Origin of the sequence: Microbacterium sp. LWH3-1.2, from assembly GCF_040675855.1 — a bacterium.
Taxonomy (GTDB): Bacteria; Actinomycetota; Actinomycetes; order Actinomycetales; family Microbacteriaceae; genus Microbacterium.
In genome coordinates this window covers 518084-541291 of sequence record NZ_JBEGIK010000001.1, presented here as the reverse complement: position 1 = coordinate 541291, position 23208 = coordinate 518084, and the positions used below count along the sequence as shown (strand labels likewise).

26 protein-coding genes are annotated in these 23208 nt (G+C 69.5%); 16 read left to right on the top strand and 10 right to left on the bottom strand.

The features are described from left to right. Window positions 1–112 precede the first annotated feature (112 nt). Window positions 113–754 (top strand): TetR/AcrR family transcriptional regulator, encoded by a 642-nt coding sequence (locus MRBLWH3_RS02580; RefSeq protein ID WP_363428405.1) that lies wholly within the window; start codon window positions 113–115, stop codon window positions 752–754. 63 nt (window positions 755–817) lie between these two features. Here the strand turns inward: MRBLWH3_RS02580 and MRBLWH3_RS02575 are convergent, their stop codons facing one another. The 3 genes from MRBLWH3_RS02575 to MRBLWH3_RS02565 are packed head-to-tail and all read right to left on the bottom strand — an operon-like array spanning window position 818 to window position 2467. Next, the gene (locus tag MRBLWH3_RS02575; protein ID WP_363428403.1) at window positions 818–958 is read right to left on the bottom strand and encodes a hypothetical protein; all 141 of its coding nucleotides are present in this window, start codon (window positions 956–958) and stop codon (window positions 818–820) included. A gap of 16 nt (window positions 959–974) precedes the next feature. Next, a complete protein-coding gene (locus MRBLWH3_RS02570; protein ID WP_363428401.1) occupies window positions 975–1493 on the bottom strand; it encodes an RpiB/LacA/LacB family sugar-phosphate isomerase in 519 nt (172 codons plus the stop codon). Window positions 1494–1531: 38 nt separating this feature from the next. After that, on the bottom strand, window positions 1532–2467 hold the full coding sequence (locus tag MRBLWH3_RS02565; RefSeq protein ID WP_363428399.1) for a VOC family protein: 936 nt from the start codon (window positions 2465–2467) through the stop codon (window positions 1532–1534). Window positions 2468–2756: 289 nt separating this feature from the next. Between MRBLWH3_RS02565 and MRBLWH3_RS02560 the strand changes: the two genes are divergently transcribed. From MRBLWH3_RS02560 to MRBLWH3_RS02535, 6 genes are all read left to right on the top strand, one after another. Next, on the top strand, window positions 2757–3881 hold the full coding sequence (locus MRBLWH3_RS02560; RefSeq protein ID WP_363428397.1) for an FAD-dependent oxidoreductase: 1125 nt from the start codon (window positions 2757–2759) through the stop codon (window positions 3879–3881). Next, on the top strand, window positions 3878–4468 hold the full coding sequence (locus tag MRBLWH3_RS02555; RefSeq protein ID WP_363428395.1) for a cupin domain-containing protein: 591 nt from the start codon (window positions 3878–3880) through the stop codon (window positions 4466–4468). Before MRBLWH3_RS02560 ends, MRBLWH3_RS02555 begins: the two co-directional genes overlap by 4 nt. Window positions 4469–4535: 67 nt before the next feature. After that, on the top strand, window positions 4536–5324 hold the full coding sequence (locus MRBLWH3_RS02550) for an SDR family NAD(P)-dependent oxidoreductase (RefSeq protein WP_363428393.1): 789 nt from the start codon (window positions 4536–4538) through the stop codon (window positions 5322–5324). An 11-nt stretch (window positions 5325–5335) separates the two neighbouring features. After that, window positions 5336–6550 (top strand): alpha/beta fold hydrolase, encoded by a 1215-nt coding sequence (locus MRBLWH3_RS02545; protein WP_363428391.1) that lies wholly within the window; start codon window positions 5336–5338, stop codon window positions 6548–6550. Beyond that, a complete protein-coding gene (locus MRBLWH3_RS02540) occupies window positions 6547–7554 on the top strand; it encodes a fumarylacetoacetate hydrolase family protein (protein WP_363428389.1) in 1008 nt (335 codons plus the stop codon). Before MRBLWH3_RS02545 ends, MRBLWH3_RS02540 begins: the two co-directional genes overlap by 4 nt. A gap of 12 nt (window positions 7555–7566) precedes the next feature. Further along, on the top strand, window positions 7567–8388 hold the full coding sequence (locus MRBLWH3_RS02535) for an IclR family transcriptional regulator domain-containing protein (RefSeq protein WP_363428387.1): 822 nt from the start codon (window positions 7567–7569) through the stop codon (window positions 8386–8388). A gap of 88 nt (window positions 8389–8476) precedes the next feature. On the opposite strand, the gene purU is transcribed toward MRBLWH3_RS02535, so the two are convergent. Further along, entirely contained in the window at window positions 8477–9352 is an 876-nt protein-coding gene (purU, locus tag MRBLWH3_RS02530; protein ID WP_363428385.1) for a formyltetrahydrofolate deformylase, read from the bottom strand. A gap of 98 nt (window positions 9353–9450) precedes the next feature. On the opposite strand from purU, the gene MRBLWH3_RS02525 reads away from it, so the two are divergent. Then, complete coding sequence (locus tag MRBLWH3_RS02525; protein WP_363428383.1) at window positions 9451–10455, top strand: acyl-CoA thioesterase; 1005 nt, start codon at window positions 9451–9453, stop codon at window positions 10453–10455. On the opposite strand, the gene MRBLWH3_RS02520 is transcribed toward MRBLWH3_RS02525, so the two are convergent. Beyond that, window positions 10439–10843 carry a MerR family transcriptional regulator gene (locus MRBLWH3_RS02520; RefSeq protein ID WP_363428381.1) on the bottom strand — a complete coding sequence of 135 codons (405 nt, stop codon included), beginning with the start codon at window positions 10841–10843 and terminating at the stop codon, window positions 10439–10441. The two genes, MRBLWH3_RS02525 and MRBLWH3_RS02520, sit on opposite strands and share 17 nt — an antisense overlap. 78 nt (window positions 10844–10921) lie before the next feature. Here MRBLWH3_RS02520 and MRBLWH3_RS02515 point away from each other — a divergent pair, with 78 nt between their 5' ends. Next, window positions 10922–12133: an MFS transporter gene (locus MRBLWH3_RS02515; protein ID WP_363428379.1), complete on the top strand. Its 1212-nt coding sequence runs from the start codon at window positions 10922–10924 to the stop codon at window positions 12131–12133. A 25-nt stretch (window positions 12134–12158) separates the two neighbouring features. Here the strand turns inward: MRBLWH3_RS02515 and MRBLWH3_RS02510 are convergent, their stop codons facing one another. Next, window positions 12159–12326, bottom strand: coding sequence for a hypothetical protein (locus MRBLWH3_RS02510; RefSeq protein WP_363428377.1), 168 nt, complete (start codon window positions 12324–12326; stop codon window positions 12159–12161). Here MRBLWH3_RS02510 and MRBLWH3_RS02505 point away from each other — a divergent pair. The 4 genes from MRBLWH3_RS02505 to MRBLWH3_RS02490 all read left to right on the top strand — a co-directional run bounded on the left by MRBLWH3_RS02505 (window position 12319) and on the right by MRBLWH3_RS02490 (window position 14968). Then, window positions 12319–12558 carry a hypothetical protein gene (locus MRBLWH3_RS02505; protein WP_363428375.1) on the top strand — a complete coding sequence of 80 codons (240 nt, stop codon included), beginning with the start codon at window positions 12319–12321 and terminating at the stop codon, window positions 12556–12558. The genes MRBLWH3_RS02510 and MRBLWH3_RS02505 overlap by 8 nt on opposite strands. 61 nt (window positions 12559–12619) lie before the next feature. After that, complete coding sequence (locus tag MRBLWH3_RS02500; RefSeq protein WP_363428373.1) at window positions 12620–13627, top strand: sugar phosphate isomerase/epimerase family protein; 1008 nt, start codon at window positions 12620–12622, stop codon at window positions 13625–13627. A gap of 78 nt (window positions 13628–13705) precedes the next feature. Then, complete coding sequence (locus MRBLWH3_RS02495; protein WP_363428371.1) at window positions 13706–14380, top strand: ThuA domain-containing protein; 675 nt, start codon at window positions 13706–13708, stop codon at window positions 14378–14380. Window positions 14381–14383: 3 nt separating this feature from the next. Beyond that, window positions 14384–14968, top strand: coding sequence for a Gfo/Idh/MocA family protein (locus MRBLWH3_RS02490; protein ID WP_363428369.1), 585 nt, complete (start codon window positions 14384–14386; stop codon window positions 14966–14968). A 17-nt stretch (window positions 14969–14985) separates the two neighbouring features. Here MRBLWH3_RS02490 and MRBLWH3_RS02485 read toward each other — a convergent pair whose 3' ends face one another. The 3 genes from MRBLWH3_RS02485 to MRBLWH3_RS02475 form a co-directional block, all read right to left on the bottom strand. Continuing rightward, window positions 14986–16125, bottom strand: a complete 1140-nt coding sequence (locus tag MRBLWH3_RS02485; protein WP_363435242.1) for an ROK family transcriptional regulator — start codon at window positions 16123–16125, stop codon at window positions 14986–14988. A 132-nt stretch (window positions 16126–16257) separates the two neighbouring features. Further along, window positions 16258–17319, bottom strand: a complete 1062-nt coding sequence (locus MRBLWH3_RS02480) for an ABC transporter permease (RefSeq protein ID WP_363428367.1) — start codon at window positions 17317–17319, stop codon at window positions 16258–16260. After that, window positions 17316–18791, bottom strand: coding sequence for a sugar ABC transporter ATP-binding protein (locus tag MRBLWH3_RS02475; protein ID WP_363435239.1), 1476 nt, complete (start codon window positions 18789–18791; stop codon window positions 17316–17318). The genes MRBLWH3_RS02480 and MRBLWH3_RS02475 overlap by 4 nt, the downstream gene beginning before the upstream one ends. A 296-nt stretch (window positions 18792–19087) precedes the next feature. On the opposite strand from MRBLWH3_RS02475, the gene MRBLWH3_RS02470 reads away from it, so the two are divergent. Continuing rightward, window positions 19088–20134 (top strand): substrate-binding domain-containing protein, encoded by a 1047-nt coding sequence (locus MRBLWH3_RS02470; protein WP_363428365.1) that lies wholly within the window; start codon window positions 19088–19090, stop codon window positions 20132–20134. 117 nt (window positions 20135–20251) lie between these two features. Next, window positions 20252–21397, top strand: coding sequence for a Gfo/Idh/MocA family protein (locus MRBLWH3_RS02465; protein WP_363435236.1), 1146 nt, complete (start codon window positions 20252–20254; stop codon window positions 21395–21397). On the opposite strand, the gene MRBLWH3_RS18435 is transcribed toward MRBLWH3_RS02465, so the two are convergent. Next, on the bottom strand, window positions 21328–21786 hold the full coding sequence (locus tag MRBLWH3_RS18435) for a hypothetical protein (RefSeq protein WP_414685263.1): 459 nt from the start codon (window positions 21784–21786) through the stop codon (window positions 21328–21330). The two genes, MRBLWH3_RS02465 and MRBLWH3_RS18435, sit on opposite strands and share 70 nt — an antisense overlap. Before the next feature lie 664 nt (window positions 21787–22450). Between MRBLWH3_RS18435 and MRBLWH3_RS02455 the strand changes: the two genes are divergently transcribed. After that, window positions 22451–23164, top strand: coding sequence for a GNAT family N-acetyltransferase (locus tag MRBLWH3_RS02455; protein WP_363428363.1), 714 nt, complete (start codon window positions 22451–22453; stop codon window positions 23162–23164). Window positions 23165–23208 lie beyond the last annotated feature (44 nt).

Sequence of the window (23208 nt, the reverse complement as noted above, 5' to 3'; positions counted from 1 at the left end):
TCGTCCGTCGATGGGTCTCCGATGTTACGGAAACCGAATCCGGATCCGGAATCAGTTCTAGCGATGGCACCCATCGACCCGGACGCCGTTCCCACCTGCGACACTGGACGCGATGCTCAACACGCCGGGGGTCCGGCCCCCTCTGCAGGCACGGTCGCAGCGCACGTTGGAGCGCATCCTCGACGCGGGCGCCGAGGTGTTCGCCGAGCGCGGGTACGACGGGCTGACGATCACAGAGGTGTGCCGCGTGGCCGGCATCTCGGCCGGCACGCTCTACACGCGCTTCGACAGCAAGGACGCCCTGGTGCGCGCCGTGCACGATCACGTGATGGCCGACATGCTCGCCGCGGTCGTGGCGATGTACCGCGAAGGAGCAGAGTGGGACGAGCTGCCCACCCCGCAGTTCGTCGAGCGTGCGGTGCGGCTTCTCGCGGACCACTTCCGCGCGCACGATGCGATCGTCCGGGCGATCGTGCTGAGAGCCGCGGTCGACCCGGTGATGCGGGAGAGCGGCGCACGGTCGGTGACGCGGATGGCGGATGCCTTCACCGCACGCCTGCTCGAGCGGGCCGCCGACTACTCGCACCCCGACCCGGAGCTCGCCGTGCGCACGGCGTTCGGCATGGCGTTCGAGGCCATCTCGTGGGACGTCGCCTTCGGGGCGGAATTCCGTGCCGGGGGAGCGCTCGGATCGCCGCCGGACGAGCGCCTGCCCTCGGTGTGCCGCATGGTACTGCTCACGCCATCGGGCTGAGCGGGTCGCCCGTCCCGGCGCTGTGCAGTTCTTGGCGGTCGGCGTGGCGGTGACTCGCGACCGTCAAGCCGCGAGGAGCGACTCGGTTCGTGAGCGCGGGCGGGTCGGGTCCACCTCGCCCGGGCCGGGCTCCGCGTCCGCGACCTCGCCCACGTACAGGACGTCCGGGGAGCCGATCGAGTCGTAGAGGGCTGCTCGGGTCATTCCGCGACCTTCGGGGTCATTCGTACGTGCGCAGGATCTGCTCGGGCTCGAGCTGGATCGCCCAGCCCTCGATCGTGCCGGCGTTCTCGAACTCCTCGATCTGCAGGATCTGGCGTCCACGCTCGACCGTCTGCGTCATGCCCGCGGTCACGAAGGCGGACAGGATGAGCCACGCCGACTCCTGGTAGGCGACGCCGTCGATCACGAGCACGTTGGCGTCGACGACGCCGCGCGCCTCGGCGGCGGCCCGTGGGGAGTCGGTCATGATGGCGCGCGCGCCGTTGACCTTGTTCGCGGCCACCACGCCGGCAAACGCCTCGCCGACCACGAGGACGGCGAACGCGTCGGTTCCGGCATCCTGATCCGCGATCGTGGCCTGACCGACGCGCACGGCGAAGATCGGATAGTCGTCGCCCGGATCGAGTTCGTCGGCGCCGTGCCAGACGACCTCGAAGCCGGCCGCCTCGGCGCGGGCGGCGAGAGTCCGGCCGAGGTCGTAGCCGCCGTGGTCGGCGGCGAAGTGGATGCGTGTCATGGTCCTGACCTCTCTGTCGAGCCGGTGACGGGCGGGTTTCACACCGGCGGTGCGATGAACAGGCCCTTGTCGATGTCGTTGAACGATTCGCGCGCGACCAGCTCGCTCATCTCCTGCGCGGTGCCCCACTGATCCTGCGTCGACAGCTGGCTGATGTCGTGCTTGTGAGGGACCCAGGTGTCGTCGTCGACCATCGACAGCTCGGTCGTGTACTCGATGGTGTTTCCGGCCGGGTCGAGGAAGTAGGCGAAGGTGTTGTCGCCGGCGTTGTGGCGACCGGGACCCCAGATCATGCGGGTGCCCGCCCGGAGGATCTTGCCGGCGCCGCGCATCCACTCCTCAATGCCGCGCATCTCGAACGACAGATGGTGCAGCGAGTGGTGCGGGCCCATCGCCACGGCGATCGAGTGGTGGTTCGGGTTGCAGCGCAGGAAATGCATCATTTCGACGCCGTCGGGACGCACCAGGGAGTCCGAGATCGTGAAGTCGAGGTGGTCGATGTACCACTGCACGGTCTGGTCGAGGTTCTGCGAGTTGAAGACCATGTGCGAGAGCTTCGCCGGGATCGGCTCGCGCTCGCGGATCTTGCGGGCCTCGCGGGTCTGGTAGCCCGTCGAGAACTCGAGTACCCGACCGTCGCCGTCGAAGACGCGGAATCCGTAGCCGCCGCTGAAGCCGGTGAGCTCTTGCGGCTCATGCACGAACTGCACGTCCTCGGCGTGGAGCTTGGCGGCCAGCTTGTCGACATCGGCGCGGTTGCGCACGGCGAAGCCGGCGAGGTCGACGCGCTTGTCGTCCTTGCGCAGGCGCAGGATGAAGGGCTCCGGCGAGCCCTCCGCCGCGAGGTAGCTGACGCCGTCCTCGGCGTGGACCTCGGTGAGACCCCAGTGCTGGACGAAGAAGCCGCGCTCCTCCTCGAAATTGGGTACGGCGAGTGCGCCGTAACGAAGATGGGAGACAAGCCGTTGAGTCATCGTCGACCTTCCTGGGTAACGGAGCGCACGGCGGAACGAACAGCCGTTGCGACGATCCCGAGCGTAAGCCGACCATCGCCCGGGGGACCATGTCGTGCCCGGATACCAAGCATCTGTGTTTGGTGCCGATCCCGACCTCGACGCCGCTGTCGATCGCGGCGATCGTCCTCGGCATTCCGCTTCACAGGCAGATAGCAGGCATCGCGCACGGCGATTGGTCGGGCCGCACTGCCCGTCGTACCGTCGAGCCAGGGAACGCGAAGTCGCGCCCGGGAAGCAGGAGACGAAGATGTCGGTTACGAAAGTGCTCGTCGTGGGCGGTGGATTCACCGGACTGACGACGGCGATCGCACTCGCACAGCGCGGAGTCGGGGTGACCCTCGTCGAAAAGGCGGCGGCATGGGCGCGCGTCGGCCACGGCCTCACGATCCAGGGGAACGCCCTGCGCGTGTTCAAGGAGATCGGCGTCATCGATGAGGTGCTCGCGAAGGCCCATTCCGAGAACGGCGTCACCCTGTACTTTGCCGACGGTCGCGTGATGGCGCAGCTCCCGACCCCGCGCACCGGCGGCGACGGCCTTCCCGCGACCATCGGTGCCCTCCGACCCGATCTGCATGAGATCCTCGTGACGAAGGCGGAGTCGCTCGGTGTGGTGATCCGGCTCGGACTCGAGCTTGTCTCGTTCGAGAACCACGCGGACTCCGCCACGTCGGTGCTCTCCGACGGCAGCACCGAGAGCTGGGACGTCATCGTCGTGGCGGAAGGCATCAAGTCACAGACCCGTGACAAGCTCGGCATCGTCGAGGACCGCGCGCCGACCGGCCTCGGCATCTGGCGCGCCGTCACCTCGCGCCGACCCGAGATGACCGGCGGAATCGCGTATCCGTTCGACGACACCGGCGCCTTCAAGGTCGGCTATACCCCGGTGAGCGACACCCAGTGCTACGTCTTCGTGCTGTGCCCGCCCGTACGCCCCGACAACGGGCTCGAGGACTGGCAGGAGGTGAAGCGCCTGATGGCGAACTTCCATGGCGAGTTCGACGATCTGCGCGAGTCGATCGACGAGAACACGTTCCTGAACTTCCAGGAGATCGAGTGGATCTTCGTCGACGGACCGTGGCACCAGGGTCGTGTCGTCGCGCTCGGCGAAGTCGTGCATGCGGTGCCGCCGCTCATCGCGCAGGGCGCTGCGCTGTGCGTCGAGGATGCCCTGCTCTTCGCCGAGCACGTCACGCAGAAGGGCGACCTCCAGGAACAGCTCGCCGCGCTCCACGCCCGACGGATCCCGCGGATCAAGGGCGTCGTCGACGCCTCGATGCTCCTGGCGAAATGGGAGCTCAACCCGGGGTCGCCGGATGCCGATCCCGGTCGCGTGATGGGTCAGGCGCTCGGCGCGCTGGTGGCGGCGCCGTGACCCTTCGGCCGGCTCAGCGGCCGGGCTTCCGCGTGCCGCGCCGCATCGTCACCGGCCACGACGCCGAGGGCGTCTCGGTGGTCATGAGCGACGGGCCAGTGCCAGTCACCCGCGAACTCCCCGACGACGGGGTGGCGTTCCACGAAGTGTGGGTGACGTCGTCCACGCCCGCGCGCATCGGAGTCGGACCCGAGGATCCCACGGCGGGAAGCATCACCGTGCCGCCGCCCACGCACGGCACGCGCATCCGCCTCAACGAGTTCCTCCCCGGACACCTCGATGAGCGTGGCCTCCAGTCGCCCGTGCACCGAACCGAGTCCATCGACTACGGCATCGTGATCGAGGGCGAGATCACGCTCATCCTCGACGACAGCGAGGTGACTGCGCACGCGGGCGACATCGTCGTGCAGCGTGGCACCGACCACGCGTGGGCGAACCGCGGTGACGGCCTCGCCCGTGTCGTGTTCGTGCTGGTGGGCGGCGAGTTCGACCACGATGTGCTCGAGGTGCTTCCGGCAGATGTGCGGGACCGGCTCGTGCGGCACGGCCCGCGCGACGAGCCTGCTGCTCGCGAAGAGGCGTCGTGACCGCGCTCGACCACGTCGGCCTCTCTGTCGCCGACCTCGACGCCCCGCCCCTAACCCCCATGGCATCATGACCGAGATCCTCCTTCCCGGCATCGGCGGTCGCCTCTTCGTCGTCACCGGCGCCGCCGGAGGGCAGGGCGCAGCAGAGGTGCTCCTGCTCGCGAGCCAGGGCGCCTCCGTCGTCGCGGTCGACATCCGCGACGAAGCACCGGAGTTGACGGATGCCGCATCTGCACTGCCGGGAACGGTGACGTATCGTCGCCTCGACGTGACCGACGAGGCCGACTGGGCAGCGCTCGCCGCCTCGCTCGCCGGCCGCGTCCTGAAGGGGCTGGTCAACAACGCGGGCGTGACCCACCGCGTCCGCATCGGTGCCGTCGAGCGCGCGGACTGGGATCGCGTGCTCGCCGTGAACGTGACGGGCGCGATGCTCGGCATCCAGGCGCTGCTCCCCCTCATGGGCGCCGGTTCGTCGATCGTCAACATCGGCTCCGCCGCTGGAGTCACCGGCCACTACACCGCCGCCTACACCACCAGCAAGTGGGCGCTGCGAGGGCTCACGCACTCCTGCGTCACGGAACTCGGGCCGCGCGGCATCCGCGTCAACATCGTCAACCCCGGATACATCCGCACCGAGATGACGGCGAGCGCTCCCGCCGCGTTCCTCGATGCCAACGTCGCGATCGCTCCGCTGCATCGCGGCGGCGAGCCCGACGAGGTGGCCAGCGTCGTCGTGTTCCTGCTGTCCGATGCCGCCGCGTACGTCACCGGCGCGGAGGTGGGCGTCGACGGCGGCCAGTTCCTCTCAGGCGTCGCGACATTCCTGTCGGATGCCGTCCGCCCCCAGCCTTCCTAGGAGAACCACCCATGTACATGTACTTCCCCACCAACTACGTCTGGAGCATGGCGGTTGTCGCGGCACTCAACAACGGCGGCTTCATCGACGACGTCGACAAGGCCTCGCGGCCGGTGCTCGAAGCGTCGCAGCACGGCGATGACGTGGGCACCGAGCTGCTGTACGACTCGTGGCGGGCCGTCGCCGACCGACTTCTCGCCGCCGCACAGGCCGATGAGGCACGGGGATGGAAGCGCGGCGCCGGCGACAAGTACTACCGGGCGGCGCTCTACACCTCGCAGGCCGAACGCCTGCAGTCGCCCAAGTGGGAGGGGCGGAAGGCCGCCTACCAGAGGTCGATCGATCTTCTCCTGAAGCACGTCGAGTTGAGCGAGGTGCCGCTGACGACGGTCGACATCCCCTACACCGGCGACGACGCGCCCGAGGGGTCGGCTATGCCCGGCTACTTCTACCGTGCGCCGGGTCAGGGTCCGCACCCGCTCGTGGTGATGTGGAACGGCCTGGACTCGACCAAGGAGATGATGTACACCTCCGGGTTCGCGCAGCAGCTCGCGGCGCGCGGCATCTCGACGCTGATGATGGACCCTCCCGGGTCGGGCGAGGCGTTGCGCATGCGCGATCTGCACGCCCGCTACGACACGGAGGTGTGGGCCGCCCCGACTCTGGACTGGATCGAGGCGAACTCCGCCTCCCTCGATGTCGACACCGACCGGGTCGGTTTCGTCGGCTGGTCGCTCGGCGGCTATTACGTGCCGCGGGCGGCAGCGTACGAGAAGCGCATCGCGCTCGCGGTCGCGTGGGGCGCCAACTACGACTGGGCCGCCGTGCAGGAGGCCCGGCGCCGCCGCGAGGGCGAGAATCCGGTGCCGCACTACTGGGATCACGTCTACTGGGTGTTCGGCGCAAGCGACGCCGACGACTTCCTCGAGAAGACCAAGAACATGCGCCTGGAAGGCGTCATCGAGAACATCACGGTGCCGTTCCTCGTCACCCACGGCGAGGGCGACAGGCAGATCCCGGTCGCATACGCGCACGACGAGCACGAGGCGGCCGTCAACTCCCCCAAACGGGAGTTGCGCATCTTCACACAGGAGGAGGGAGGCGCCGAACACATCGGCATCGACAACATGGCATACGTTGGCGAGTTCACGGCCGACTGGATCGCCGAGACGTTCGCCGAGCTCGCCGCTGCCCCTCAGATGCCCGTCGAGGTGGTGTCCACGTGAAGATCGCCCGATGGGTCGTGCCGGACGGCTCTGCGGTGCACGAGGGATTCGTGATCACGGACGCGGTGGTGCCCTTCCCCGACGAAGCGACGGTCGCCGACGTTCTGACGCGCGGCCTGGATGCGGCGCGCGAACTGCGCGATCGCGTCGCGAGCGATGCCGCGCCCACCCGCCGCCTCGAGGATGTGCGTCTGCTGCCGCCGGTGGTCCCGGCATCCATCCGCGATTTCGTCGCGTTCGAGGAGCACGTCGAAGGGGTTTCGGCCTCGGTGGACGGCAAAGGCGGCGTCGTTCCCGAGTGGTACGAGGCGCCGACCTTCTACTTCACGAATCCGCACACCGTGCGCGCCACCGGGCAGGTCGTCGCGATTCCGCAGACGCAGCGTCTCGACTTCGAGCTTGAGCTCGCCGTGGTGATCGGCGGTGTGGCCGGCTCGACTGGGGAGAATCTCTCCATCGCCCGGGCCGGGGACCACATCTTCGGCTACACGGTCATGAACGACTGGTCGGCGCGCGACCTGCAGTCGCGTGAGATGAAGGTGCGGCTGGGGCCTGCCAAGGGCAAGGATTTCGGTCTCACGCTCGGTCCCTGGATCGTCACGGCCGACGAGCTCGAGGGCTTCGTCGACGACGACGGGTTCCTCGCCCTGCGCGCCGAGGTGTGGGTCAACGGATCCCTCGTCGGCGAAGACCTGGTGTCCAACATGGGCTGGCCGTTCCCGGAGCTGGTAGCTTACGCGGCGCGCAACTCGGTCGTCGTGCCGGGGGACGTGCTGGGCTCGGGAACGGTGGGCAACGGCGGATGCCTCGGCGAGCTGTGGGGCCGTGGGTGCGACATCCCTCCGCTCGAGCCCGGCGACGAGGTGCGCATGCGGATCGAGGGCGTCGGTGAAGTCGTCAACGTCGTGGGCGAACGGGTGGCGGCCGCGCCCATCCCTGCAGCGCGCACGCGTTCGCGCTCGCGCGCGCTGAGCGGCCGCCGGATGCGAGCCCACCCTGGATAGACTGCGGCCAGGATGACCGACGACTCTTCCGCCTCGCAGCGCGACGCCGCGCTCCAGGACGACAGCTCCGCAGCCTCGGCGGGTGACTTCGTCCAGTCGCTCGCGCGCGGACTCGCGGTCATCCGCGCCTTCGACGCCGAGAACCCCGAACTCACGCTGAGCGACGTGGCGCGCCGCGCCGGCATCACGCGCGCGGCAGCAGGACGATTCCTGCGCACGCTCGAGCAGTTGGGTTACCTGCACAGCGCCGATCGGCGATTCGCCCTCACCCCGCGCGTGCTCGAGCTGGGGTTCAGCTACCTGTCGGCGCTGTCGATCCCCGAGATCGTGCAGCCCCATCTCGAGCGACTGTCGCGCGAGGTCGACGAGAGCGTCTCGGCGGCCGTGCTCGACGGCGGCGAGATCGTGTACGTCGCGCGCGTCCCCACGCGCCGCATCATGAGCGTGCGCATCACGATCGGCACGCGGTTCCCCGCGTTCGCGACCTCGATGGGGCGCGTGCTCCTGGCGGGGACGACGGATGCCGCGCGCGACGGGCTGCTCGCAGCATCCGCTCTCCCTCCGCTCACGGAGCGCACGTTGACGACGGCCGGCGCGCTGCGTGAGGAGCTCGCCCGCGTGCGCGAGCAGGGATGGGCGCTGGTCGACGGCGAGCTCGAGCCGGGACTGCGCTCGGTCGCCGTGCCACTGCACGACCGGCGTGGCGACGTGGTCGCCGCCATCAACGTGTCGACGAGCGCGACCCGCGACACGGTGCAGCACGTGCTCGAGGAGTACCTGCCGCCGCTCCAGCGCGCCGCCGCCGCCATCGACGCGGAGCTGCGCCTGGTGTGACCGGCTCGGGGTTCTCCAGAACGCTCGATCGATCGTGGCCCGTTGACGCTTCGTCTCGCTGGCGCTCGCTCAGCGACCGGCAGGCGGGTCAGAAGACGATCGTATGGTTGCCGTGGCGGATGACGCGGTCTTCGGCGTGCCACAGCACGGCGCGCGAGAGCACCTGGCGCTCGACGTCGGCGCCGCGGCGGGCGAGTTCGGCGGCCGAGTCGGCGTGGGTCACGCGCACTGTGTCCTGCTCGATGATCGGACCCTCGTCGAGGTCGTCGGTGACGTAGTGCGAGGTGGCGCCGATGAGCTTGACGCCGCGCTGCTTGGCCTTCTTGTACGGCTCGGCGCCGATGAAGGCGGGCAGGAACGAGTGGTGGATGTTGATCACCGGCACCCCGAGCTCGGCGAGGAAGTCGCCCGACAGGATCTGCATGTAGCGCGCCAGCACCACGAAATCCACGTTCCCGCGCAGGAGCTCGAGGATCTTCGCCTCGGGCGCCGACTTGTCGGGGCCGGCGACCCCCGGCACGTGGAAGAACGGCACGCCGAAGGACCGCACGTCGTCGGCGGAGGCGGTGTGGTTCGAGATCACCATCGGCACGGTCACGGGGAGATCGCCCCGACGGTGGCGCCACAGGAGGTCGAGCAGGCAGTGGTCCTGCTTCGACGAGAGGATCGCCATGCGCTTGGGCGCGGACTGGTCGGTGAGCGACCACTCCAGGTCGAAGCCGGCGAGCGTCTGGGCGATCTCGTCCTCGATGTGCGGGCGGTCGGCGGCGAACTGCGGCCGGTGGAACACGACCCGCTGGAAGTACGCGCCGCCTTCGGGGTTGTCGGAGTACTGGTCGAACGCGACGATGTTGCCGCCGATGCGCGTGATCATCGCCGACACGGCCGCCACGATTCCCGGCTGGTCGCTGCCGTGGACGATGAGGCAGGCATGGTCGGGATTCAGGTGCGGAGAGGCGGCCATTGTCCGATTCTGCCCTGTTCGAAGGAACGCCGCTTCTTGAGGCCGGATCGAGCGACATCCACGGGACAGACGGATGCCGCGGCCCGTACCCTGACGGCATGAGCACCGCTTCGCAGGGCAGGGCCGCAGCGCGCGACGACCGCATCACGCTGCGGTTCATGGCGGTCCCCGCCGACACCGCCGCCGGAGGGCGCTCGGTCGCGGCGGGCAGCGTCATGGAGTGGATCGACAAGGCCGGCTACGCGTGCGCCGTCGGCTGGGCCGGGGCGTACTGCGTCACCGCATACGTCGGGAACGTGCGCCATCGGCGGCCGATCGCTCCGGGGAGCCTGATCGAGGTGCGGGCCCGCATCGTCTACACCGGCCGGACCAGCATGCACGTGGTGGTGACCGTCTCCTCGACCGAGGTCAGCGAGCGCCTGTACACGCCGGCGACGACGTGCATCCTCGTCTTCGTCGCGAAGGGCGCCGACGGACGCCCCACCGAGGTACCGGCGTGGCACCCCGTGACCCGCTCCGACCACAAGCTCGCCGAGGGGGCGCTGGAGCGCATCGAGTCGCGCGCCGAGATCAAGCGCCTCATGCTGGCGGAGGACTATACGGATGTCTCCACCGCCCCGCGGACGACGCTGAGGTTCCTCGCGCCACCCGGCGTGGTGAACTTCGGCGGCAAGGCGCACGGCGGAACGGTCATGCGCTGGATCGACGAGGCCGGGTACGCGGTCACGGCGGCGTGGGCGCGGGATGGCGACGACGCGAGCGCGGCGATCGGCGTCTACTCGGGCGGCATCCACTTCCTCGCGCCGGTCGTGATCGGGCATCTCGTCGACGTCGACGCACGCATCGTCTACACGAGTCCGCACAGCATGCATGTGAGCACCCGCGTATGGACCGCCGATCCGCGCACGCCGGACGAGCGCACGCTCACCACGCAGTGCTTGAGCGTGTTCGTCGTCCCGGGCGCCGACGGCGTCGCTCAGCCCGTCCCGCAGTGGACTCCCGAGCTCGTCGAGGACGAGCGCCTGCAGCAGCACGTGCGCGAGATCATGGCGCTGCGCGAGGAGATCGTGCCGATCGCAGCGTCCCTCACACTCGAGCCATAGCCGGCCCGCGATCCTCGGCGGCGCCGAGCAGGTCGCCGTTGCGGGTGAGGTCGAGGTAGCGGGCGACCGCATCGCGGCTCTTCGCGAGGCACGCGAGGCGGTCGTCGAGGGCGGTGAGCTCGGTCGCGAGCATCTCGGCGAGTTCGCGTGAGCATGTCGGCTGTGCCATCGCGCACTGCCGCTCGACGTCGAGCACGACCTTGGCCAGGCGCGTCGACAGCCCCGCCTGGACCAGGCCACGCGCGCGGATGGCCCGCTCGACATCGGCCTCGTCGTACGCCCGGTAGCCGTTCGGCGAACGCTCGGACGCCAGCAGTCCCTGGTCCTCGTAGTAGCGCAGCATCCGTGCGGGGATGCCGGTGCGTTGCGACAGTTCGCCGATCTTCATGCCGCTGACCCCTTCGTGTCGATTCGAGTCAGGCGAAAGCTTGACATTGACATTGGTGTCAAAGTTTAGCCTCGCTGCATGACCTCGTCCACCGCCTCCGTGGCACTGTCCGACACCTCGGTCACGCGCTTCCCGCTCGGCCCCCTGCTGCTGCTCTCGTCGGGTGTCTTCGTCACCGTCACCGCCGAGTCGCTGCCGGCCGGGCTCATGCTCGAGATGGCCCGCGACCTCGGGGTGGATCCCCTGCGTGTCGGGCTGCTGGTCTCCGTCTGGGCGATCGTGGTGATCGCCACGAGCATTCCGCTCACGCGGGCGACGCGCCGCATCGACCGCCGCGTCGTCGTCGCGGTCTCGCTCGCAGTCTTCGCGGTCGCCAACGTCGCGACGGCCCTCGCGCCGACGTACGAGTTCGCGTTCGCGACGCGGGCGGTCGCTGCGGTCGCACACGGGGTGTTCTGGGCGATCGTCATCGTCTATGCATCGTCGCTGCTGTCGGGTGGGCAGCTGGGCCGCGGGCTCGCCCTCGTGACCGGCGGGGGCACGGCGGCGACGGTGCTCGGCCTTCCGGTCGCGACGGCTCTCGCGCAGCTGACGAGCTGGCGCGTCTCGTTCGCGGTGATGGGGGTCGGGATGCTGCTGCTCGCGGCCGTCGTGTACCGCCGGCTGCCGCGGTCCGTGGTCGAGCCGGTGGCTGCGGGCCGGCGCGAGCCGCTGCGCCATGACCGGTCGCTGCCGCCACTGGTCGCGTTCGGCATCGCGGGGCTGCTGATCGGCCTCGCGCAGTTCCTCTCCTTCGTCTACATCCGGCCGTACCTCGCCGAGTCGGCGGGCATCGCGGACGGCTGGGCCAGCGTTCTGCTCTTCGTGTTCGGCGCCGCGGGCATGGTCGGAGTGGCGGTGGCCGGCACGCTCGCGGACCGGTTCCCGCGGACGGCCCTGACCGCGACGCTGCTGCTGTTCGCCGGCGCCTTCGCGGCCCTCGCGCTCCTGCCGCGCGCCCCGTTCGTCGTCGTGATCGCTGTGGCGCTCTGGGGCGCCGGGACCGGCGCGATGTTCCCGCTGATCCAGACGGCGCTCATGCGCGCAGCATCCGATCGCCTCCGAGACCTCGCGAGCGCGTCCATCGTGGTCCTCTTCAACGTCGGGATCGCGGGCGGCTCGTGGGCCGGCGGCCAGCTCACCGCAGCATACGGGCCGACGGCGAACATGGCGGTCTCGGCGGTGGTCGTGCTGCTGGCGGCGGGCCTCACCGCGCTCGGCGCCGGACTCGCGACACGACGAGCCTCGTGAGGCCGGTGTCGCCCGGGCCACGTGGTCAGACCGGACGCCTCGCATGAGACGGCGAACTATCCGACACGGATGCTGCGGCCTGCTCGAAGATGCCGCGCATCCACGCATGCTCGGGGTCGCGGCCGTGCACGGGATGCCACCACAGCGCGTTCACGACGGGTGTGGCGTCGAAGGGCGCCTTCAACGTGCGCACTCCCGCCACGGATTCGGCGACGTGGGCCAGACGTGGGCCAGCCCGCCTGGATCAGGCCGAGGCGATCGGTGCCCGCGATGAAATGCGGCAGCGCAAGGAAGCTCTCGACGACGGCCTCGATGTGGGGCTCGATCCCGAGCTGCTGCAGCGCGTGCTCGCCGCCGTCGAGGAGAGCTCGGCGAACGAGTCGTCCTGGGTGCCGGTGGGTGCGCCGGTCTCCGCCGGCAGATGACCGGTTGCTCCGCCAGCGCAGGCGGATAGGTTTATAGCAACAACAAAGCGAAGGAGCTTCGATGCCTCGTCCGATCACCCTCTTCACGGGCCAGTGGGCCGATCTGCCGTTCGAAGAAGTCGCACGGCTCGCCGGCGAATGGGGCTTCGACGGCCTCGAGATCGCCTGCTGGGGCGACCATATCGACGTGTCCCGGTGGGACGATGCGGAGTACGTGCAGTCCCGCAAGGACATCCTCGAGCGCAACGGCCTGAAGGTGTGGGCCATCTCGAACCACCTCACCGGGCAGGCGGTGTGCGACGACCCGATCGACGTGCGGCACAAGGACATCCTGCCGGCCAGGGTGTGGGGCGACGGTGAGCCCGAGGGGGTGCGTCAGCGGGCCGCGGAGGACATGAAGAACACGGCCCGTTTCGCCGCGAAGCTGGGCGTCAAGACGGTGAACGGCTTCACAGGCTCGTCCATCTGGAAGGCGGTCGCGATGTTCCCGCCGGCGTCCGACGAGTGGATCGCCGCCGGATACCAGGATTTCGCCGACCGGTGGAACCCGATCCTCGACGTCTTCGAGGAGGTCGGCGTGCGGTTCGGCCTGGAGGTGCACCCGAGCGAGATCGCGTACGACTACTGGACCGCCAAGGCCACCCTGGAGGCGATCGGGCACCGCGAGAGCTTCGGCCTGAACTTCGACCCGTCGCACTTCATGTGGCAGCAGCTGGATCCCGTGGCGTTCGTCCTGGACTTCGCGGACCACATCTTCCACGTGCACGTGAAGGAGTCGATCACCAACCTCGACGGACGCAACGGCGTGCTCGGATCGCACCTGCCCTGGGCGAACCCGCGTCGCGGCTGGACGTTCGTCTCGACCGGGCACGGCGCCGTGCCGTGGGAGCCGCTGTTCCGCGCGCTCAACGCGATCGGCTACGACGGACCCACCTCGATCGAGTGGGAGGACGCCGGCATGGACCGCCTCGACGGCGCGCCTGAGGCGATCGAGTTCGTGCGCAAGCTCAACGCGATCACACCCCCCGCCGCAGCGTTCGACGCCGCCTTCTCGACCAAGACCGACTAGCCGCGCGCCGCGCCCTCACCGGCCCGTCGGGCCGGTGTCCGGCGTGCCCGGAATCACCGACGCGAGGGAGGCCCCCCGATGACCGACGTGCTGAACGTGCTCATCCTCTCGGGTCACATGACCCGTGAGCACGACAACGAGTTCCGCAGCTTCCGGCTGCACAACCAGTGGCTCACGACGCTGCTCGAAGACACCGGGCGCTTCCGGGTACGGGTCGTCGAAGACCCGCGCGGGCTCGGAGCAGAGGTGATCGACAAGTACGACGCCGTCATCGTCGAGTTCGAGGGTCGCGACGGCTACTTCGACAAGGCGATCGGATTCGGCCCGGAGACGGATGCCGCGCTCCTGAAGTTCGTCCACGACGACGGCAAGGGCATCGTCTGGTTGCACGGCTCTGCCGCGCAGGAGGACGACTGGGGCTACCCGGAGGAGTGCAACGTCATGCGCGGCTCGCGGCTCACCGTGGCGGGCGGTCTCCGGCCCCGGCCGTGGGGTGAGGCGCAGCTCGACACGGTCGATCCGCGGCATCCCATCACCGACGGCATCGGCGCGCGCTGGTCCGTCACTGGCGACGACATCCTCACCGGCGTCACCATCGGCCACGACATCGACACCTTCCGGCGGATCGAGTTCATCAGCATGTTCCCGCGCGGTGTGGAGTGGGCGGCGACCGGTGAGGTGTCGCTCGAGGGTCCCGATCGCCGCGGCGAGCGCCGGTTCCTGCCCTGGCCCTACTACAACCGCGAGGGCTGAATCATGGCTTCGGAACTCCGCATCGGCATTCTGGGCGCCGGCGGCATCGCGGAAAGGGCCATGGTGGAGCCCGCCCGCGATGTGGACGGTGTTCGTGTCGTCGCGATCGGCGCACGGGACCCTGAGCGCGCTCGAGCCTTCGCCGAGCGGCTGGAACTGCCGAAGCACGGTGATTACGAGACGATCCTGTCGGATCCCGACATCGACCTCGTGTATCTCGCACTCCCGCCGATCACCCACGCCCAGTGGGCGATACGTGCCCTGCGAGCGGGGAAGCACGTCCTCTGCGAGAAGCCGCTGTCGGTGAACGGCACGACCGCGTCAGCCATCGCCGACGCCGCTGCCGCGACGGGTCGGCGGGCATTCGTCGTGCCGCAGTGGGGAGCCGCGCTGCGCGTCACCGCGGGCGATGAGCCTCTTCTGGAGGAGAAGGCCGCCGAGGGCGAGAACAGCTACGCGCGCCAGGTGGAGCACCTCGTCGCCGTGCTGGCGGATGGCTCTCCCAGCATCCTCGACGCCCGGCGCGGGGTCGGCACGATGCGTGTCGTCGACGAGATCTACCGCGCCGCGGGACTCGAGCCTCGCTGACGCGGCGCGTCGAGCGGTCAGCCGGCGAGCGAGTGGAAGGCCTCGGGCGAGAGGGCGTGCTCGATCGCCAGCATCCCGGCCCCGATGACGGCCGCGTTCTCGGCCGCCGCCGACGGCACGATGGCGAGGTGCTCGGTGGCCAGTGGCATCGACCGCGTGTAGACGACCTCGCGGACACCCGCGATGAGATGCTCCCCGACGCGTGACATCGAGCCGCCCATGGCGATGACCGACGGGTTCATGAGGCTCACGCACGTCGTCAGCACCTCGCCGATGTCGCGGCCGGCCTGGCGCACCGCCTGGATCGCGTCGAGATTGCCCCGGTGCACCAGCGCCACGACGTCGTCACCGTTCTCTGCTTCCACACCCTGGGCGCGCAGTGCGCGGGCGATGGCGGGCCCGGACGCGATGGCCTCGAGACATCCCTGATTGCCGCAGTGGCACACGACCGCCGAGGCGCGCGCCACTCGCACGTGCCCGATGTCGCCGGCGACGCCCTGAGCGCCCCGCTGCAGCTCACCACCCGAGATGACACCGGCGCCGATCCCCGTCGCGACCTTGACGAACATGAGGTGCGCCGCCCTCGGCCACGCGGTCGCACGCTCGCCGAGCGCCATGATGTTGACGTCGTTGTCGACCAGGACCGGCACCTGCAGGTGCTGCTGGACCCACCCGGGCACGTCGAACCGGTTCCACCCCGGCATGATCGGCGGGTTGACCGGCTGCCCGGTCGAGTGCTCCACGGGACCGGGCACCCCGATGCCGATCGCCACCAGCGAGCGGATGTCCCGGCCGGCCTCCTCGAGGATCGTGCCCGCCGCGTCGATCACCCACGTGAGCACCCGCTCGGGCCCGTCCGCGACGGCGAGGGACTCGGTGCGGGCCGACAGGATCGCGCCCGTGAGGTCCATCACGGCGACGGTGGCGTGCGATGCGCCGATGTCGACGGCGAGCACGACCCGCGCGCTCGGATTGAGCGCGAACTGCGAAGGGGGCCGCCCGCCGGTGGAGGCGGCATCCGCCACCGGCATGATGAGTCCCATCCGCATGAGCTCCTCGACGCGCGCGGCGATGGTCGACCGGGAGAGCCCGGTCGACTTCGCCAGCTGTGCGCGCGTGCGCGGAACGCCGTCCCGCAGCAGCTGGAACAGCTCCATCGCGCCGGTTCCGGCAGCAGCCGCCGATTCGGGGGAGAGAGTGACCACGACTCAGTCAATCAGTTGCAGGGAGGTCGCCCGACCGCGGGCGGGGAGCCGACGGATGCCACGCCCCGGCGACGGCCGGGGCGCTCACGTCGCGCGACCCGTTGGCCTGGCGAAGCGCTGCTGCAGGAGCACCGCGATGACGATGATGACGCCCTTGACGACGGCCTGGATCGACGAGTTCAGGTTGTTCTGCACGAACACGTTGGTCAGCGTCGTGAAGATGAGGACGCCGAACACGGTCCCCGTGATGGTTCCTCGACCGCCGACGAGCAGCGTGCCGCCGACGACGACGGCTGCGATCGCGTCGAGCTCGAGAAGCGTGCCGTGCGTGGAGGTGCCGGCTGTCGTGCGGCCGAGGTACATGATCGCGGCGATGCCGGCGCACAGCCCCGAGATCGCGTAGAGCCACATGGTGTGCCGCTTGACGTTGATCCCCGCCAGGCGAGCGGCCTCGCGGTTGCCGCCGATCGCGACGGTGCGGCGGCCGAACGTGGTGCGGTTGAGCACGACCCAGCCGATCGCGGCGACGATCGCGAAGATCCAGATGAGGATGTCGACCCCGATGATGTCGAGGTTCAAGAACTGGATGAAGTCGCGGTCCTTCACCTGGAGCGTGCGACGCTCCGCCAGGACCTCGGCCAGTCCGCGGGCGGCGATCAGCATCGCCAGCGTCGCCATGAAGGCGACGACCTTGCCGTACGCGATCACGATGCCGTTGATCAGCCCGGCCGCGACGCCGACGAGCAGTGCGATCACGATCATGAGGACCCAGTGGATCTGATCGGAGAGATCCTGGATGGCGGCCAGCGTCGCGACGACCGACGCGAGACCGAGGACCGAGCCGACAGACAGGTCGATGCCGCCCGCGGTGATGACGAGGGTCATGCCGATGGCCACGACACCGAGGATCGACGCCTGGCGCAGGATCGTGAGCGTGTTGCTCACGCTCAAGAAGGTGTCGGGCGCGGTGACCGCACCCACGATCACGAGCAGCAGCAGTGCGACGACGAGACCGAGGTTGCGTCCGACCGACCCCGAGAGCACGCGGCGCAGGCCGGATCTCCGGGTGGTCTCCGGTTCGCCCGCGGGCGGCGGCGCCTCGCTGGCGGTGGGGACTCCTGCGGTCCCAGTGGTCTGCTCAGTCACGCGGCGGTTCCTTTCATGACGAGGTCGAGCACACCGTGCTCATCGATCTGGGAGGCAGGGCGGGTGTCGAGGATGCGGCCGTCGGCGACGACGAGGACGGTGTCGGCGAGACCGAGCACCTCCTCGATCTCGCTCGAGACCACCACGATGGCGTTCCCCGCTGCGGCGAGCTCGCGGATGAGAGCGTAGATCTCGGCGCGCGCGCCGACGTCGACGCCTCGCGTCGGTTCGTCGAGCAGCAGCACCTTCGTGCCGTGCACGAGCCAGCGCGCGAGCAGGATCTTCTGCTGATTTCCGCCTGAGAGCGTGATCGTGGGACGGTCGGGGTCGGCGGGGCGCAGCTCGAGCGACTCGATCTGTGCGCGGGCCGCAGTCCGTGCGCGGCGCTCGTCGAGGAATCCTGCCCTCGCGAACCGCCTCATCGATGCGAGCGTGACGTTGAAGTAGACCGGTTCATCGAGCACCAGCCCCTGGCTCTTGCGCTCTTCCGGCGAGAGGCCGATTCCCGCATTCACCGCCGCGACGACCGATCCGCGGCGGAGCTGGGCACCGGTGACATTCACCGTGCCGTTCGTCGAGCGGCGTGCTCCGTAGATGGTCTCGAGGATCTCGGAGCGTCCCGATCCGACGAGACCCGCGAGCCCCACGATCTCACCGGCGCGAACCGAGAACGACACGTCCTCGAAGACGCCGGACAGCGCCAGGTCCTCCACCTCGAGCACGACCGGGGCGTCGGCCGGGACCGGGGCGGGGGCCGGGAAGACGTTCGCGACTTCACGACCGGTCATGAGCTTGATCAGCTCCGCGGTCGGCGTGCCCGAGACGGGGATGCCGCTCGCCATCGACCTGCCGTCCTTCAGGACCGTGATGCGGTCGCCGATCTGGCGGATCTCTTCCAGGCGATGCGTGATGTACACGACAGCGATGCCCGACGCGGTCAGCTCCCTGACGACGTGGAAGAGATTCTTCACCTCTTCGGTGTCGAGCACCGCGGAGGGCTCGTCCATGATGATCAGCTTGATGTCGTGCGAGAGGGCGCGCGCCATGCTCACGATCTGCTTGTTGGCAGCACTGAGCGTTCCGACCTCGGCGTGCGGCGACAGCTTGGCGTGCCCGAGCCTGCGCAGCAGCTCGCGCGTCTGCCGGGCGGCCTCCGAGCGCTTGGTGAAGCCGCCGCGTGAGAGCTCGTGGCCCAGGAAGATGTTCTCGGCGATCGTCAGACCGTCCACGACATCCAACTCCTGGTACATCGTCGCGATGCCCAGTTCGATCGCGGCTTCAGGGTTGGAGATCTCGACCTGCTCGCCGAGCCAGGAGATCACGCCCTCGTCGGGACGGTGGACGCCGGCGAGCGTCTTGATGAGCGTCGACTTTCCGGCACCGTTCTGCCCGAGGATGCAGTGCACCTCGCCGGCGCGCACGTCGAGGTCGACACCCCGCAGCGCCCGGACTCCCGCGAACGATTTCGTCACACCCTCGACGACGAGTAATGCCGATCCATGGTCGTCTTTGATCACGGCATGAACATAACATGCGTGCAGAAGCACGTCGATGACACGTTCGCCCGCAGTTGCGGCGGAGACGTCATGCTCGTTTCTTCTGTGCGAGCGAAGGTTTCGTGAAAACGCTTTTGCCGCAACTAATGCAAAAGCTGTCGCATCCACGGTGCGCCTGCTACCGTGAGGCCGTCAGCGTGGACGCCGTGCGCCGTTGCTTCGGAGCTCGCCCCGTGCGCTGCCGCACTGCATCACATTTCAAGGAGGAAAGAATGCGCTCACACCTGAAGGTGCGCACACGGCTGCTGCTGACCGGAACCGCCGTCGTCGCGGCCGTCGGACTTCTCGCCGGCTGCACCGGCACCGGCGCGGACGAGGACGACGTCACTGACCAGGGAACGACGTCGGAGGAGAACGCCGAGTCGGGCGACACGGTCGTCATCGGCTTCTCGGGCCCCGCCGCCGACCACGGCTGGCTCGGCGCGATCAACTCGGGCGCCCAAGCGGCTGCCGACAGCTTCGACGACGTGGACCTCCGCGTCGCCGAGGGCACGAACGACCCGATCGCCCAGATCGCCGCGGTCGAGACCTTCGTCAACGACGGCGTCGACGCGATCGTGCTGCTGCCGACCGACGGCGCCGCCCTCACCGAGGCCGCCATCGCCGCGATGGAGGCCGGCATACCGGTCATCAACGTCGACCGCGAGTTCTCCAGCCCGTTCGCTGCGCGCACGACGATTCTGGGCGACAACTACGGCATGGGGGTGAGCGCCGGCACGTACATCTGCGAGCAGCTCGGTGACAACCCCGACGCCGTCGTCGCCGAGATCGCCGGCATCGACTCGCTGCCGCTGACGCAGGACCGGTCGGAGGGATTCGCGGACGCACTCGAGGACTGCGGCCTGGAAGTCTCCGCCCGCGTCGCCGCCGACTTCACCGTCGCCGGCGGTGAGGCCGCGGCATCCCAGCTGCTCTCCGCCAACCCGAAGATCGATGCCATCTGGAACCACGACGACGACCAGGGCGTCGGCGTCCTGGCGGCGATCGACTCGGCCGGTCGCGACGAGTTCTTCATGATGGGCGGTGCGGGCAGCCGCAGCGCGATGGAGGCGATCGAGGCCGACGACACGGTGCTCAAGGCGACGGTCATCTACCCGTCGACGCAGGCCGCCGACGGCGTCGCGCTCGCCCGCCTGATCGCTCAGAGCAAGACGATGGGCGACCTCATCACGCCGAGCATCCCCAACCGGGTGGTGCTCGACGCCCCCGTCGTGACGAAGGACAACGTCGACCAGTACATCGACCTGTCGTTCGAATAATTCATCGCCTCGCGGGCGCCCGCCGACCGTGGCGGGCGCCCGCGCCCGGTTCCGAGAGAGGACATCGCGTTGACCAACCACGAGCCCACCGGCATCAATCCGCCGCTGCGCGTCGCCATGATCGGGTACGGCTTCATGGGTGCCGCCCACTCGCAAGGCTGGCGTGTCGCGCCACGCTTCTTCGACCTGGCACTGAAGCCGTCGATGGACGTCGTCGTGGGGAGGGATGCATCTGCGGTGGCGGCCGCTGCCGACAAGTGGGGCTGGCGCGAGAGCGCCACCGACTGGCGCGCGGTCATCAGCCGTGACGACATCGACCTCGTCGACATCGTCACGCCGGGCGACACGCACGCCCAGATCGCGATCGCCGCGCTCGAAGCAGGCAAGCACGTGCTCTGCGAGAAACCTCTGGCAAACAGCGTGGCCGAGGCCGAAGCGATGACGGATGCCGCCGCGCGGGCAGCAGCCCGCGGTGTTCGCTCGATGGTGGGCTTCACCTACCGGCGGGTGCCCGCAGCCACGTTCGCGCGCGACCTCATCGCCGCCGGCCGCATCGGCGAGGTCCGCCAGGTGCGCGCGGAGTACCTGCAGGATTGGCTGATGGACGCCGAGGCGCCGCTCACCTGGCGGATGCAGAAGGAGCGCGCGGGCTCCGGTGCCCTCGGCGACATCGGCGCCCACGCGCTCGATCTGACCGAGTACATCACGGGCCAGCGTGTCGAGACCGTCTCCGGCATCCTCGAGACGATCGTGAGCGAGCGTCCGCTGCTCGGCGAAGGTGTCGGTCTCTCCGGCACCGCGCTGCAGGAGCGTGGCGCCGTCACGGTGGATGATCTCGCGCTCTTCACCGGCCGCCTCTCCTCGGGCGCTCTCGCCTCGTTCGAGGCGACCCGCTTCCGCACCGGCCGCAAGAACGCTCTCCGCGTCGAAGTCGCCGGCTCCCTCGGGGCGATCTCGTTCGACCTCGAGAGCATGAACGAGCTGGGGTTCTATGACGCGACCCTCCCCGAGACCGAACAGGGTTTCCGCCGGATCCTCGTGACCGAGCACGACCACCCCTACCTCGCGCCGTGGTGGCCGACGGGGCACATGCTCGGCTACGAGCACGGTTTCAGCCACCAGGTCGCCGACCTCGTGACGGCGATCGCCTCGGGCACGCAGCCCGAGCCGTCGTTCGAGGACGGCCTCCACATTCAGCGCGTTCTGGACGCGGTCGAGCGCAGTTCGAACAACGGCAGCGCCTGGACGCCCACGGGAGGCTGAGCCGGAGGGCTCGCCACGGTCAGCGGGCGGGGACGGATGCCTCCGCCAGTGCGCGCCGGGCGAGGTCGAGGTGCGCCCTGGTCGTGTTCGTCGACGGAGTAGTACATGTAGATGAGCAGGATGCCCTGCATGCCGTAGGCGCTGAACCGCTCCCACATCTCCACGCCGAAGATGTGTGCGAGGGCCCACGGCTGCCCGAAGAACCGGGTGTCGTGGTCGGCGCCGTCCTCCGGGCCGGTCGTGGCCGCGGCATCCGTCCCGCTCGTCGCGGCAACGGTGCCGGTGCGCGTGGCGTCGGCCGCGGCCGTCGCGCCGTCCGGCGGCCCGACCGGGACCTGCTCGGGCTTGCGCCCGCCCCGCTGCGTCGTCCCCCTGAAAGCCCTGCCCACACCCGTCCATGCGCCCGCTCCCGTCGCCCGGTAGGGGTCAGGCTAGCGATGGGCTCCGCGGGCGCGATAGACCCAGGGGCGCACGCCCTCGTCTGAGGGGGCACAAGGAACGGCGCGCACATGCGGATCGGCGGCGGGTCGCCGGGTCGCGCGGGTCGCCGGGTCGCGCGGGTCGCCGAGTCGCCGAGAGGTCGTTCCTCAGTTGAGGACCTGCGCCGAGTTGAGGAGCTGCGCCATCGTTCCTCAGTTGAGGACCTGCGCCGAGTTGAGGAGCTGCGCCATCGTTCCTCAGTTGAGGACCTGCGCCGAGTTGAGGAGCCTTCGGGCGGGTTCGCTCCGCATCTCGGCTCTCGTCCTCAGTTGAGGACGAGACGCCGCTCCTCAGTTGAGGACGAGACGCTGCTCCTCAGTTGAGGACGAGACGCTGCTCCTCAGTTGAGGACGAGACGCTGCTCCTCAGTTGAGGACGAGACCCGCGATCGCCAGGACCGCGACGATGGCGCCCTGGCGAGGCATCCGGGTGAGTCTTCGTCTCGCGTCCTCGCCACCCGCACCCATCGGTTCAGGCTATCGGGGCTGCACTCGCCCGGCTCCGCGCGCCCCGCTTCTCCGAGCATGCATGATCGCGGTGAAAGGGACATGGTCGGCGGAGTACCGTGAGCACATGGCCGAGACCGCGACGCCGCCCGGCATCGACATCCGTTTCCTCGACACCGTCGAAGAGGTCCACCGCGCCTCCGCCGTGCTCGCCGAGGTTTGGGGCGGGGACCGGGGCGGAATGCCCCCGAACCTGCTGCGTGCGCTCGCCCACGCCGGCAACTACGCGGTCGGCCTGTACGACCAGGACCGCATGGTCGGAGCATCCGTCGCGTTCTTCGCGGAGCCTGCCGCACGCTCGATGCACAGCCATATCACCGGCGTGCTCTCCGACCACCAGTCGCAGGGACTCGGCCGCGTCCTGAAACGGCATCAGCAGGAGTGGGCGCTCGCGCGAGGCGTGGGCCACATCACATGGACCTTCGACCCCCTCGTCGCCCGCAACGCCCACTTCAACCTGCGCGTGCTCGGCACCCGGGTCACCGAGTACCTCGTCAACCACTACGGGCCTATGGACGACGGCGTCAACCGCGGCGATGAGACCGACCGCATCATGGTGTCGTGGGCGCTCGCCGCGCCGCCGGTGCCCACCCCCGCGGACGAGCGGGTGGTCGCGTCGGTCGAGATCCCGCACGATATCGAGACCCTCCGCAGTGAGACGCCGGTGGATGCTGCGGTCTGGCGCGCGCGCGTGCGCGAGCAGCTCGTCGGGCACCTCGCCGACGGCCTCGTCGTCGGCGGCTTCGACGACGCTCGCGGGTATCTGCTCGTCCGCCCCTGACCTACTCCTGCGGGTCGCGGGTCGGATCGCCCGGCCGCACGTCG